Source organism: Teichococcus deserti, assembly GCF_001982615.1.
GTDB classification, from domain to species: Bacteria; Pseudomonadota; Alphaproteobacteria; order Acetobacterales; family Acetobacteraceae; genus Pseudoroseomonas; species Pseudoroseomonas deserti.
In genome coordinates this window covers 1-12,126 of record NZ_MLCO01000187.1, presented here as the reverse complement: position 1 = coordinate 12,126, position 12,126 = coordinate 1, and the positions used below count along the sequence as shown (strand labels likewise).

Sequence of the window (12,126 nt, the reverse complement as noted above, 5' to 3'; positions counted from 1 at the left end):
GAAATTCCTGCGCTTTTCTCGCCTGCTGCGCGGGGGCGAAAGCCCTTGGCGCAGCAGCGACCGCGCCGGTTTCGTCACGCCGGCGCCCGCATGCCGCGCCGCGAGATGTGAGCGGAACCGGGTGCCGCGACCCCGCCCTATGAAGTCCGGCGCGCGGCTGCTATCGCGGTGGCGCAGCCAGACGGGAACGCAGCATGACCGGCACCACTCTCGACATCCTCGGCATCGGCAACGCCATCCTGGACGTCCAGGCGCAGGCGCAGGACAGCTTCCTGGCCGCGCAGGGCATGGTGAAGGGATCGATGGCGCTGATCGACACGGCCCAGGCCGATGCGATCTACGCCGCCATGGGCCCGGGGATCGAGAGCAGCGGCGGCTCGGCCGGCAACACCTGCGCGGTGGCCGCCGGGCTGGGCGCCAAGGTCGGCTATCTCGGCAAGGTGGCGGATGACGCCCTGGGCCAGGCCTTCGCGCATGACATCCGCGCCGCCGGCGTGGTCTTCCCGACCGCGCCGCTGTCCGGCGGCGCGCCCACGGCGCGCTGCCTGATCCTGGTGACGCCGGACGGCCAGCGCACCATGAACACCTATCTCGGCGCCTGCGTCAGCTTCGGCGAGGAGGATGTCGACACGGCCCTCGTCGCCTCCGCCGCGGTGACCTATCTGGAAGGCTATCTGTTCGACCCGCCGGCGGCGCAGGCGGCGTTCCGCCGGGCGGCGGGTGCAGCGCATGCGGCCGGGCGGCAGGTCGCGCTGTCGCTGTCCGACCCGTTCTGCGTCGGCCGCCACCGCGAGGCCTTCCGCGCGCTGGTCGCCCGCCAGGTCGACATCCTCTTCGCCAACGAGGCGGAGATCATGTCGCTCTACGAGGTGGACAGCTTCGAGGCCGCCATGGAAGCCGTGCGCGGCGAGGTGAAGCTGGCCGCCCTGACCCGCAGCGAGCAGGGCAGCGTCGTCGTCGCCGGCGACCAGACCCATGTGATCAAGGCCGAGCCCGCCCGGGTGGTCGATTCCACCGGCGCCGGCGATGCCTATGCCGCCGGCTTCCTGGCGGCGCTGACCCGGGGCCATGCGCTGCCGGAATGCGGCCGCTGGGGCTCGATCGCCGCGGCCGAGTGCATCGGCCATTTCGGCGCCCGGCCGCAGGCCGACCTGGAGGCCCTCGTCGCCGCCCGCTGACGCCAAGCCGCCCCGATGGGCCCCTGGCTGGATGCCTTCGTCGCCACCTTCGGCATCATCGGCCTGGGCGCTGTCCTGCGCCGGCGGCTGCTGACCGAGGCGTCGGTCTGGGCGGGCATGGAGAAGCTGGTCTTCTCCGTGCTGCTGCCGGCGCTGCTGGTCTCCTCGATCGGCTCGGTGAACCTGGCGGCGCTGCCGCTGGGGGCGCTGGCCGGGACCATCTGGGGATCGCTGGCGATCGGCGCGGTGCTGTCGCTGGTGCTGGCCCGGGCGCTGGGGCATGGCCATGCCACGGCGACCTCGGTGCTGCAGGGCGGCATCCGCTACAACAACCTGCTGGCCTTCGCCGTGGCCGGCGCGATCCATGGCCCGGCGGGGATCGCCGTCGGCGGCATCGCCACCGGGCTGATCGTGCCCTTCGTCCAGGTGGTCATCACCATCGTCTTCGCGGTCGGCGGCAGCGCCCGGCCCAGCCCCCGGCGCGTGGCCAGGCAACTGGTCACCAACCCGCTGCTGCAGGCCTGCGCCGCCGGCATGGTGCTGGCGCTGCTGGGCGGGCCGCCGCCCGGGCTGTCGGGGCTGCTGCGCGGGCTGGCGCAGGGGTCGCTGGCGGTCGGGCTGCTCTGCGTTGGCGCGGCGCTGACGCCGGGGGCGCTGCAGGCGCAGCCGGTGACCCAGCTGCTGACCGGCGTGCTGAAGCTGCTGCTGATGCCGCTGATCGCCCTGGGCCTGGCGGCCTCCCTGGGGCTGGAGGCGCTGGCGCTGACGGTGGCCGTGCTGTTCATGGCGCAGCCCACCGCCACCACCTCCTATGTCCAGGCGCGCGGGATGGGCGGCGATGCGCCGTTGATGGCCGCCATGATCACCACCCAGCATCTGGCGGCGATGGTGACCCTGCCGCTCTGGGTGCTGCTGCTGGCGCGCTGAGCCCGCCCGGCGCATGATGCGGCGCATCACGGGAAGCGATGCGATGCTGCGACGACGCGCTGTTCTGGGGACCGCCCTGGCCCTGCCCACCTTGGCCCAGGCCCAGACGCCGACCTGGCCGGAGCGCCCGCTGCGCTGGGTCGTCGGCTATCCGCCCGGCGGGCCCAGCGACACCTATGCCCGGCTGATCGCCAGCTTCATCACCCCGCGCCTGGGCCAGACCATGCTGGTGGAGAACCGCCCCGGCGGCGGCGCCGTGCTGGCCAGCGAGACCGTCAGCCGCAGCGCCCCGGACGGCTACACCCTGCTCCACGCTGACAACGGCAACCTGGTCTACAACCCGGCGCTCTATGCCCGGCTGCCCTACGACCCCGACCGCGACCTGACCGGCGTCGGCTTCATCGGCCGCTTCCCGCTGTTCCTGGTGGTCCGCCCCGACAGCCCGATCGACAGCTTCGCTGCCTATACGAAGCAGGCCAGCCCGCCCACCTACGGCTCCCCGGCCGTCGCCTCGCCGCACCACCTGGCGATGGAGATGCTGAAGCGCCGCGCCGGCTTCGACGCCACCCACGTCCCCTATCGCGGCGGCCCCGCCGCCATGCAGGACCTGCTGGGGGGCACGCTCGACAGCGTGCTGATCGACTGCGCCACCGGCATCCCCTTCCTGCGCGACGGCAAGGCGCGCGCCCTGGTGGTGCTGTCGGAAGCGCGCTCGGCCCAGGCGCCCACGGTGCCGACCGCGCTGGAGCTCGGCATCGGCCAGGCCGTCGCCTTCGGCTGGCAGAGCATGCACGCCCCCGCCGGTACGCCGCCCGCGGTGATCGAGCGCCTGAACCAGGACCTGCGCGCGGCGGTGGCGAGCGACGCCATGCAGGAGCGGATGCGCGGCCTGGGCATCGAAAGCGCTCCCTGGACACCCGCGGCCCTCAACGACTTCGTCGCGAAGGAAAACGGGGTGTGGCGGCCGTTGATCCGGGAGCTTGGGATCAGGTTGGACAGCTGAAGACAGCGGCAGGCCAGGGGAATGAATTCCCCTGGACCCCATCTTTTTTCTGTTCATCGGATGTTGGACGACCTGCGCCAGGGCACCGGCGACACCAGGGCATCACGGCGGGACGCCAGATACAAAAACAGCGCGACCTGTCAGGTCGCGCTGCTGATGGGCCGTTTCACGTACGTCCCCACCTGGACACGGCAGTCAGAAAGAAAAAAGAAGGGGTGCAGGGGAATTCATTCCCCTGCCCTGCCCCTATCCTCTCGATCAGGCCGCCACCCGCGCCCCCCGCACCGCTTCGGCCAGGTCGCGCACCTGGTCGAGCACCTTGCGGACGGTGTCGGGCTTCGCCCGGCCCTGCTCGTCCAGCGACCTGGCCAGGGTGTCGATCAGCGCCGAGGCCACCACGGCGCCGTCGGCCACCTGCACCGCTTCCGCCGCCTGCTGCGGCGTGCGGACGCCGAAGCCGATGGCGATCGGCAGGTCGGTGAACTTGCGGACGCGGGGGATGGCGGTGGCCAGGGTGTCCTTGGCCGCGCTGTGGGTCCCGGTCACGCCGGTGATGGCGACGTAGTAGATGAACCCGCTGGTGCCGGCCAGGACCTTGGGCAGGCGGGCCTCGTCGGTGGTGGGCGCCACCAGGCGGATCATGTCGAGCAGCTGCGCGCGGGCCGGGATGGCCAGCTCGTCGGCTTCCTCCGGCGGCAGGTCGACCACGATCAGCCCGTCGACCCCCGAGGAGGAGGCGTCGAGGCAGAAGCGGTCGATGCCATAGGCCAGGATCGGGTTGAGGTAGCCCATCAGGACGATCGGCGTGTCCTCGTCCTCACGGCGGAAGTCGCGCACCATGGCGAGCGCGCCGGCAAGCGAGCCGCCGGCCTTCAGCGCGCGCTGGCCGGCGCCCTGCACCGTCGGGCCGTCGGCCATCGGGTCGGTGAAGGGCACGCCCAGCTCGATCAGGTCGGCCCCCGCCCCCGGCAGCCCGCGCAGCAGCGCCATGCTGGTGGCGGGGTCGGGGTCATAGGCCTCGATGAAGGGCATCAGGGCGCCACGCCCCTCCGCCTTCAGCTCCGCGAAGCGCCTGGCGATGCGGCTCACAGCGTCTCTCCCAGGTGCCTGGCGACGGTGAAGATGTCCTTGTCGCCGCGGCCGGACAGGTTGAGGACGATGATCTTGTCCTTGTCCATGGTCGGCGCCAGCTTCAGCACATGCGCCAGGCCATGCGCGGATTCGAGGGCGGGGATGATGCCCTCCAGCCGCGAGCACAGCTGGAAGGCGTCCAGCGCTTCCTGGTCGGTGACGCTGACATAGTTCACCCGGCCGATCTCGTGCAGCCAGGAATGCTCCGGCCCGATGCCGGGATAGTCGAGCCCGGCCGAGATCGAATGCGCCTCCTGGATCTGCCCGTGCGCGTCCTGCAGCAGGTAGGTGCGGTTGCCGTGCAGCACGCCCGGCTGGCCGCCGGCAATGGCCGCCGCATGCTCGCCGGTGTCGATGCCGCGGCCGGCCGCCTCGACGCCGTAGATGGCGACATCGGCATCGTCCAGGAAGGGATGGAACAGCCCCATGGCCGAGGAGCCGCCGCCGACGGCGCAGACCAGCGCGTCGGGCAGGCGCCCTTCGGCCAGCAGGATCTGCTGCTTCGTCTCCTCGCCGATGACGCACTGGAAGTCGCGCACCATCTGCGGGAAGGGCGCCGGGCCGGCGACGGTGCCGATGCAGTAGTAGGTGTCGGCGACATTGGCGACCCAGTCGCGCATCGCCTCGTTCATCGAATCCTTCAGCGTGCCGGCGCCGGAGGTGACGGGGATGACCTCCGCCCCCAGCAGCTTCATGCGGAAGACATTGGGCTGCTGCCGCTCGACGTCGGTGGCGCCCATGTAGACGACGCATTTCAGCCCGAACAGCGCGCAGGCGGTGGCGGTGGCCACGCCATGCTGGCCGGCGCCGGTCTCGGCGATGATGCGCGGCTTGCCCATGCGCTTGGCCAGCATGATCTGGCCCAGCACGGCGTTGATCTTGTGCGCGCCGGTGTGGTTCAGCTCCTCGCGCTTGAAGTAGACCTTGGCGCCGCCGAGGTGCTCGGTCAGCCGCTCGCAGAGCCAGAGCGGGCTGGGGCGGCCGACATAGTCCTTCAGCAAGCGTCGCCACTCTGCCATGAAGGCCGGGTCGTTGCGGGCCTCGTTATAGGCCTTCTCGACTTCCTGGATGACGGGCATCAGCGTCTCGGCGACATAGCGGCCGCCGAACTGACCGAAGCGACCGCGCCCATCCGGGCCCTGGCGCAGAGTATTTGGCAGAGGCTTGTTCACTCCATTCCTCCAAGCGGCGCGACGAAGACAGCGCGCAAAGTGCGCAACCGTGTTAGCGCGCAGCGACGGCAGGGGGTAGCGCCCCCCCGCATGGTTTTCTCAGGAAAAGCCCGGGAACGAGGCCGTCCGCCCCGCCCGCTGCCGTCTTACGCCGAATGCGCCGCAGCAATGAAGGCCGCAATGAGCACGGGATCCTTCACCCCGCGCATCCGCTCGAGCCCGGAGGAGGCGTCGACGGCCACGGTTCCGCTGGCGCGGATGGCCTGGGCCACGTTCAGCGGCGTCAGCCCGCCAGCCAGCATCCAGGGCTTCGGAATGCTGCGGCCGGCCAGCAAGGTCCAGTCGAAGCTGACGGCGTTGCCGCCCGGCAGGCTGGCGCCGGGCGGCGCCTTGGCGTCCAGCAGGAAGCGGTCGACCACCGGCGCATAGGCCTCGATCAGCGCGAGATCGGCGTCCGTCGCGATGCCCAGCACCTTCATCACCGGCAGGCCGAAGCGCTCGCGGATGGCGGCGCAGCGTTCCGGCGTCTCCTCGCCATGCAGCTGCAGCAGGCCGAGCGGCACCTGCTCCAGCACCTCGGCGATCAGCGCGTCGTCGGGATCGACGAACAGGCCCACGGCCAGCGGGCGGCGGCCGGTGCCGCTGCGCCCGGCGAGCTCGGCCGCCTGCTCCGGGGTGACGTAGCGCGGCGAGGGCGGGAAGAAGACGAAGCCCACCATGTCGGCGCCGGCGCGGCAGGCGGCGTCATAGGCCTCCCCGTCGTTGATGCCGCAGACCTTGACCTGGATGCGGGGCAGGCTGTGCGGCATCTAGCGCGGCCGGATCGAGGCGGCGATGGCGGCGGCGGCGGCGGCCGGGTCGGCGGCGGCCATGATCGGCCGGCCGATCACCAGCCAGTCGGCCCCGGCGGCGATGGTCTCCTCCGGCGTCGCGACGCGGGCCTGGTCGCCGATCTCGGCGCCGGCGGGGCGGACACCGGGAACCACCAGCAGCGGGTCGCTACCAAAGGCGTCACGGATGCGGGACACCTCATGCGGGCTGCAGACCAGCCCGTCGGCGCCGGCGGAGAGCGCCAGGCGGGCCAGCCGCAGCACCTGCTGCGCCGGGCCGCCGGAGACGCCGGTCTCGGCCAGGCCGGCCGCGGTGAAGCTGGTCAGCACGGTGACCGCCAGGATCGCCGGGCGTTCCTCGCCCAGCGTGTCCTCGGCGGCGCGGCGGGCGGCCTCGATCATCGCAGTGCCGCCGCCGCCATGCAGCGTCAGCATCGCGGGGCGCGCGGCGCAGACCGAGCGGACGGCGCCGGCCACGGTGTTGGGGATGTCGTGGAACTTCAGGTCGAGGAAGACCGGGCGGTGCTTCGCCACGCGCGTCACGACCGGCAGGCCCTCGGCGCAGAACAGCTCCAGCCCGACCTTCACCAGGCCGACATGCGGCGCGACGGCGCCGGCCCAGGCCTCGGCCAGGCCAGCATCCGGCGTGTCCAGCGCGGCGATGATGCCGGCCGCGTTGGGCTTTTGGCGCATCAGCGGGTGGCCACGGCGGTGCCCGCCGGGACCGCCGCCTTGCGCGCGGCGTCCTGCTGGGCGCGCAGCTCGGCCAGCTCGGCCTCCAGCAGCTGGGCGGCGCGCTGCATCTTCCAGGCGCGGCGGCGGTAGCGCAGCGCGCCGCCCCAGGCGACCAGCGCGCCGAGCAGGAAGGCGATCGCCGCGGCGCCGAGCACGGCGCCGGCCAGCGGCACCTCCCAGGCGAGGTCGAGGGGCCAGAGCTGCAGCGCCACGGCCGCGCTGTTGGAAATGGCGAAGAGCACCAGCAGCAGCAGCAGCAGGGCGGTCAGAACCAGGCCGATGAACCTCATGGGCAACCTCACGGGGCCGGGGCCGCGCGCGGCGCGCGCTTGGGCGCCTGCAGCGGCCCGCCATTGACGCGCTCGCGCAGCTCCTTGCCCGGCTTGAAATAGGGCACGGCCTTGCTGGAGACCTCGACGGCCTCGCCGGTGCGCGGGTTGCGGCCGGTGCGGGCCTCGCGCGCCTTGGCGGAGAAGGCGCCGAAGCCGCGCAGCTCGACCCGGTCGCCGCGGGCCAGCGCCGCGGTGATTTCGTTGAAGATGGTGCCGACGATCAGCTCCACGTCCGGTTGGCGCAGATGCGGATTGGCCGCCGCCAGTTGCGCGATCAGCTCGGATTTGGTCATGGCGCTGCGCTCTCCTGCCGGAAGCCTGAAGGGGGGGCCGGCTTGCCGGTCACTGCAGAAAGGGTCACGGCTGAAGCTGCCAAACGGCCCGGACGCCGTCAATCGCAAGCCATTCAGAAACCACGCTTTTCATCACCATCCGGACCGAGAAGCCAAGCGCGCGCTCGGCGGCGCTGCGCGGGTCCAGATCCTGCACCGGGATCTCGGCCGGAATCTTCGCCTCGGCGGCCAGCCAGGCGCGTGCCTCGGGCTCGCCGCCGATGGCGTCGATCAGCTTCTCGGCCAGGGCCTGGCGGCCGGTGTAGACGCGGCCATCGGCCAGGGCCTGGACGCGCTCGAGCGGCAGGTGGCGGCCCTCGGCGACCATGGCGACGAATTGCGCGTGCATGTCGGCCAGCACCCCCTGCAGCACGGCGCGGCCTTCGGCGGTCATCGGGCGGAAGGGGTTGGGCTCGCCCTTCAGGGTGCCGGAGGTCAGCATCTCGGCGCGGACGCCGAGCGTGTCCATCAGCCGGCTGGCCTCGAAGCTCTGCAGGATGACGCCGATCGAGCCGGTGAGAGTGGATTCGCGGGCGAAGACGCGCTGCGCCGGCATGGCGATCATGTAGCCGGCGGAGGCGGCGGTGCCGCGCATCACGGCGACCAGCGGCTTGCCGGTGTCGCGGAAGCGCTGCAGGGCGGCGTGCAGCCCCTCGCCGCCGGCGACGGTGCCGCCGGGGCTGTCGATCGAGAGGATCATGCCGCGCACGGCGGCGTCGCCGGCGGCGGCGGCGATGGCCTCGGTCAGCTTGCGGTCGTCGGTGATGGTGCCTTCGACCGAGAGGCGGACCAGGTGGTCGGGGCCGAAGCTGCCGGCCATACGTCCGGCCAGCGCCGCGCCGGCGGCGAGCACCGCGAGCACGGCGGCGACGCGCCAGAACACCAGTCGGCGCTTCAGGCGGCGGCGGTCGACCAGCAGGTCGTGCTCGAGGGGCATGCTCATGGCCGCCCATGAATGGGGGGCGGGGGGTGCCGGGTCAAGGGAAAGCCCCCATGACGAAAGGCCCCAGGGTTTCCCCCGGGGCCTTCGGGCGCTGCCGTCACCGCCAGCGCCAAAGATCAGAGATAGAATGGGGTCCGGGGGTCCGTCCGAGGCAGTGCCTCGGACCCCCCGGCCTTCTCCATTTACTCGTCGCTGGAGCTCTGGTTGCGGCGGCGGATGGCCGCGCCCAGGATGTCGCCCAGCGAGGCGCCGGAATCGGCGGTGCCATATTCCTTCATCGCCTCGCGCTCCTCCTCGACTTCCTTGCCCTTGATGGTCAGGGCCAGGCGGCGGGCGGCGCGATCCACGGCGGTCACCTTGGCATCGACCTTCTCGCCGATGGCGAACTTGTCGGGGCGCTGGTCGCCACGGTCACGGGCCAGCTCGGCGCGGCGGATGAAGCCCGTCAGGACCTCGTCGACCTTCACCTCGATGCCGTTCTGCTCGACCTTGGTGACGACGCAGGTCACGACATCGCCCTTGCGGACGCGGTCGAGAACCTCGGCGGCCGGGTCAGCCTGGAGCTGCTTGATGCCGAGGGAGATACGCTCCTTCTCGATATCGACGTCCAGCACCTTGGCCTTGACGACGTCGCCCTTCTTGTAGGCGGCCATCGCCTGCTCGCCGGCGACATCCCAGGACAGGTCGGACATGTGCACCATGCCGTCGATCTCGGGAGCCAGACCCACGAACAGACCGAATTCGGTGATGTTGCGGATCTCGCCCTCGACGATCGAGCCGGGGCCGTGGCTCTCCAGGAACAGCTCCCAGGGGTTGCCCTGGGCCTGCTTCAGGCCGAGCGAGATGCGGCGCTTCGGCTCGTCCACGTCCAGGATCATCACGTCGACTTCCTGCGAAGTGGCGACGATCTTGCCCGGGTGGACGTTCTTCTTGGTCCAGCTCATCTCGGAGACGTGGACCAGACCCTCGACGCCCGGCTCCAGCTCCACGAAGGCGCCGTAGTCGGTGATGTTGGTCACGCGGCCCGAGAACTTGGCGCCGACCGGGTACTTGATCGCCACGCCTTCCCACGGATCGGACATCAGCTGCTTCATGCCGAGCGAGATGCGCTGCGTCTCGGAGTTGAAGCGGATGACCTGCACGCGGACCTGCTGACCGATGGTCAGGGCCTCGGACGGGTGGTTGATGCGGCGCCAGGCGATGTCGGTGACATGCAGCAGGCCGTCCACGCCGCCGAGGTCGACGAACGCACCGTAGTCGGTGATGTTCTTGACGACGCCGTCGAGGATCATGCCTTCCTTGAGGCCCTGGATCAGCTCAGAACGCTGCTCCGCACGGGTCTCTTCCAGCACAGCGCGGCGCGAGACCACGATGTTGCCGCGGGCGCGGTCCATCTTCAGGATCTGGAACGGCTGCGGGCTGCCCATCAGGGGGCCGACGTCGCGCACCGGGCGGATGTCGACCTGGGAGCCGGGCAGGAAGGCCACGGCGCCGCCGAGGTCGACGGTGAAGCCGCCCTTGACGCGGCCGAAGATGACGCCGTTGACGCGCTGCTGCGCGTTGAACGCCTTCTCCAGGTTGGTCCAGGCTTCCTCGCGGCGGGCCTTCTCGCGGCTCAGCACGATGGAGCCGTCGCGATCCTCATAGCGCTCGACGAAGAGCTCGATGATGTCGCCGGGCTTCACCTCGGCCTTCTGGCCGGGGGGCGCGAATTCCTTGAGGGGCACGCGCCCCTCGCTCTTCAGCCCGACGTCCACGACCGCGAAATCGTCGTCCACCCGGACGACGCGGCCGGTCACCACCGAGCCGGCGAAGCCGGTGTCGGCGCCCAGCGAGGCGTCGAGCAGGGCGGCAAAATCTTCCATGCCGGCCGAGGTCGTGGAAAGGCTGTTGGCATTAGCCATGAAGCGGAAATTTCCTGACACCGGCCCGGACAGGCATCCGGGCCGATTCCTGCGCATCCACCAGAGGAGGAGCACCCCGGCGCCCGGGGGTCGTCGACGGCAGACACGACTTGACCGGGCGCTGACCCCTTGGGGCATGGCGCCGACCGGCCCGGTTGCGACAGACGGTGTGCGGCCCGCCTTTTCCGGCCCGGCGGCGGCGGACGCATCGCCCAGGGCGCAAGGCCCTGGCAAGGCGAAAGCCCGAGGGGAAAAACCCCCGCCGGACGCTGCCGGACCTCGCGGCCCTTCAGCTCAGCGTTGGCCCCTAGGCCAGGGGTGGCGGGCCCGTCAAGCGAAATCGGAAGCGCGGCGAAACGGTGCGGCGCAACCGCCGCGGGCGGCTTTCAGCGCCCGCGGAAGCTTTTTTAGCTTATGGATTGATTCGGTTTTTTAATGCGGCGAAGGCCGCGGCAGGGACCGCCCGCGGCCCCTGCCCTGCCGGCCCTGCGCCCCGTCGATCGGCGGCGCGGCGGCGCGACTCCGGAATCAGCCGCCCAGCAGCGCCTCGACGCCCAGCTGCCAGGCGGTCCAGGCGCGGTCGGCGGCGGTGCCGGTGCGCTCGGCCTCGGCCGAGGCGGCGTTCAGCGCCTGGCGGGCCACGGTGCGCGAGCCGCCGCTGCGGTCCTCAGCCGCGGCGCGGGCCCGGGTCAGCGCGGCATCAGCGGCCTGGGCCGCGATGGCGGCGGCGCGGAAGGCATCCAGCAGTTCTCTCTGTTTCCCCATCTGCTCGACCAGGCGGGTCAGGGTGCCGGCATCCTCGGGCGGCATGCGGGTCTGCAGCTCGCGCAGCGTCTCCAGCGTTCCGGGGCCGCCGGGCAGGCGGCGGGCGTCGCGCTCCAGGTCGATGTCGCGCCAGACCAGCAGCCGAGGGTCGCCCAGCGCCTGGTCCCAGAGCGGCATGTCGCGCCGCATCTCCCTCTCATAGGAGAGGCGCAGGGTGGTGGGCTTGCCGTCGAGCACCGCCTCGTGCCGCAGGCCGAAATCGCCCTCGGAGGCGATGCTGAAGCGCGGAGTCGAACCCGGGCGGCGCGGCAGGTCGAGCAGCAGCCGCCCGCGGGCGCCGCGCGGGTCGACGGCGAAGGACAGGGTCTCGATGCGCAGGAAGCGCAGCTTCAGCTGGTGGCCCTGCAGGTCGGCCGCCGTCAGCCGCTCCGACTGGTCGTTGGAGGAGGTCAGCAGCACGTCGCGGTCGCGGGCGAAGGCCAGCAGCCGGGTCTCGCCCGGGGCCATGGCGCGGATCTCGGCATCGCCCAGGAAGGCGCCGGATTCGGCCCCTGCCGTGCCGAAGACGGTGGCCAGGCCCGCCGGCAGGATGGCGTTGCCGTTGTTGGTCAGGCGCAGCGCCTGCAGCGGGTGGCGGGCGGAGAGCTCCTGCACCCACCAGACGCGCTCGGCCGGCAGGCGGGCATCGAGGAAGGGCAGGTTGGCCGTCTCGCCGCCGCGCAGCGTCACCGGCTCCGGCAAAGTGAAGGCGACGCGGCCGGCGGAGGCGGCGGCCAGCGCCGGGGCGGCGAGCTCCGCCGGGGCGGGCCGCGCGGCATCGGCGGCGGCGGCGCGCTCGCGGCGCAGCATCGGGCCGGCGGGCGCGATAGGGGCG

At 71.8% G+C, this 12,126-nt stretch carries 11 protein-coding genes and 1 pseudogene; 3 read left to right on the top strand and 9 right to left on the bottom strand.

Annotation, left to right across the window (positions count from 1 at the left end):
• Positions 1-194 precede the first annotated feature (194 nt).
• From BKE38_RS18355 to BKE38_RS18345, 3 genes are read left to right on the top strand one after another with little or no spacing between them, the layout of a single operon-like run.
• Positions 195-1,178 (top strand): adenosine kinase, encoded by a 984-nt coding sequence (locus tag BKE38_RS18355; RefSeq protein WP_076958716.1) that lies wholly within the window; start codon positions 195-197, stop codon positions 1,176-1,178.
• Between the two features lie 15 nt (positions 1,179-1,193).
• Positions 1,194-2,105 (top strand): AEC family transporter, encoded by a 912-nt coding sequence (locus BKE38_RS18350; protein ID WP_076958715.1) that lies wholly within the window; start codon positions 1,194-1,196, stop codon positions 2,103-2,105.
• Between the two features lie 43 nt (positions 2,106-2,148).
• The gene (locus BKE38_RS18345; protein ID WP_076958719.1) at positions 2,149-3,108 is read left to right on the top strand and encodes a Bug family tripartite tricarboxylate transporter substrate binding protein; all 960 of its coding nucleotides are present in this window, start codon (positions 2,149-2,151) and stop codon (positions 3,106-3,108) included.
• A 258-nt stretch (positions 3,109-3,366) separates the two neighbouring features.
• Here BKE38_RS18345 and trpA read toward each other — a convergent pair whose 3' ends face one another.
• The 9 genes and pseudogenes from trpA to BKE38_RS18300 all read right to left on the bottom strand — a co-directional run.
• Entirely contained in the window at positions 3,367-4,197 is an 831-nt protein-coding gene (gene trpA, locus BKE38_RS18340) for a tryptophan synthase subunit alpha (protein ID WP_076958714.1), read from the bottom strand.
• Positions 4,194-5,411, bottom strand: a complete 1,218-nt coding sequence (gene trpB, locus BKE38_RS18335) for a tryptophan synthase subunit beta (RefSeq protein WP_207553604.1) — start codon at positions 5,409-5,411, stop codon at positions 4,194-4,196. Before trpB ends, trpA begins: the two co-directional genes overlap by 4 nt.
• A 146-nt stretch (positions 5,412-5,557) precedes the next feature.
• Entirely contained in the window at positions 5,558-6,220 is a 663-nt protein-coding gene (locus BKE38_RS18330; RefSeq protein WP_076958713.1) for a phosphoribosylanthranilate isomerase, read from the bottom strand.
• Positions 6,221-6,934 carry an orotidine-5'-phosphate decarboxylase gene (gene pyrF, locus BKE38_RS18325; protein ID WP_076958712.1) on the bottom strand — a complete coding sequence of 238 codons (714 nt, stop codon included), beginning with the start codon at positions 6,932-6,934 and terminating at the stop codon, positions 6,221-6,223.
• The gene (locus tag BKE38_RS18320; protein ID WP_076958711.1) at positions 6,934-7,266 is read right to left on the bottom strand and encodes a lipopolysaccharide assembly protein LapA domain-containing protein; all 333 of its coding nucleotides are present in this window, start codon (positions 7,264-7,266) and stop codon (positions 6,934-6,936) included. The genes pyrF and BKE38_RS18320 overlap by 1 nt, the downstream gene beginning before the upstream one ends.
• An 8-nt stretch (positions 7,267-7,274) precedes the next feature.
• A complete protein-coding gene (gene ihfB, locus BKE38_RS18315; protein WP_076958710.1) occupies positions 7,275-7,601 on the bottom strand; it encodes an integration host factor subunit beta in 327 nt (108 codons plus the stop codon).
• A gap of 64 nt (positions 7,602-7,665) precedes the next feature.
• Positions 7,666-8,583, bottom strand: coding sequence for a signal peptide peptidase SppA (gene sppA / locus BKE38_RS18310; protein ID WP_242662461.1), 918 nt, complete (start codon positions 8,581-8,583; stop codon positions 7,666-7,668).
• Between the two features lie 182 nt (positions 8,584-8,765).
• A complete protein-coding gene (gene rpsA, locus BKE38_RS18305) occupies positions 8,766-10,487 on the bottom strand; it encodes a 30S ribosomal protein S1 (protein ID WP_076958709.1) in 1,722 nt (573 codons plus the stop codon).
• A gap of 528 nt (positions 10,488-11,015) precedes the next feature.
• Positions 11,016-12,126, bottom strand: a pseudogene (locus BKE38_RS18300) (DUF4139 domain-containing protein); the annotation flags it as partial.

Coding starts and splice junctions, on each gene's coding strand:
- BKE38_RS18355 (WP_076958716.1), top strand. CDS start 195: ATGACCGGCACCACTCTCGACATCCTCGGCATCGGCAACGCCATCCTG.
- BKE38_RS18350 (WP_076958715.1), top strand. CDS start 1,194: ATGGGCCCCTGGCTGGATGCCTTCGTCGCCACCTTCGGCATCATCGGC.
- BKE38_RS18345 (WP_076958719.1), top strand. CDS start 2,149: ATGCTGCGACGACGCGCTGTTCTGGGGACCGCCCTGGCCCTGCCCACC.
- BKE38_RS18330 (WP_076958713.1), bottom strand. CDS start 6,220: ATGCCGCACAGCCTGCCCCGCATCCAGGTCAAGGTCTGCGGCATCAAC.
- pyrF (WP_076958712.1), bottom strand. CDS start 6,934: ATGCGCCAAAAGCCCAACGCGGCCGGCATCATCGCCGCGCTGGACACG.
- BKE38_RS18320 (WP_076958711.1), bottom strand. CDS start 7,266: ATGAGGTTCATCGGCCTGGTTCTGACCGCCCTGCTGCTGCTGCTGCTG.
- ihfB (WP_076958710.1), bottom strand. CDS start 7,601: ATGACCAAATCCGAGCTGATCGCGCAACTGGCGGCGGCCAATCCGCAT.
- sppA (WP_242662461.1), bottom strand. CDS start 8,583: ATGAGCATGCCCCTCGAGCACGACCTGCTGGTCGACCGCCGCCGCCTG.
- rpsA (WP_076958709.1), bottom strand. CDS start 10,487: ATGGCTAATGCCAACAGCCTTTCCACGACCTCGGCCGGCATGGAAGAT.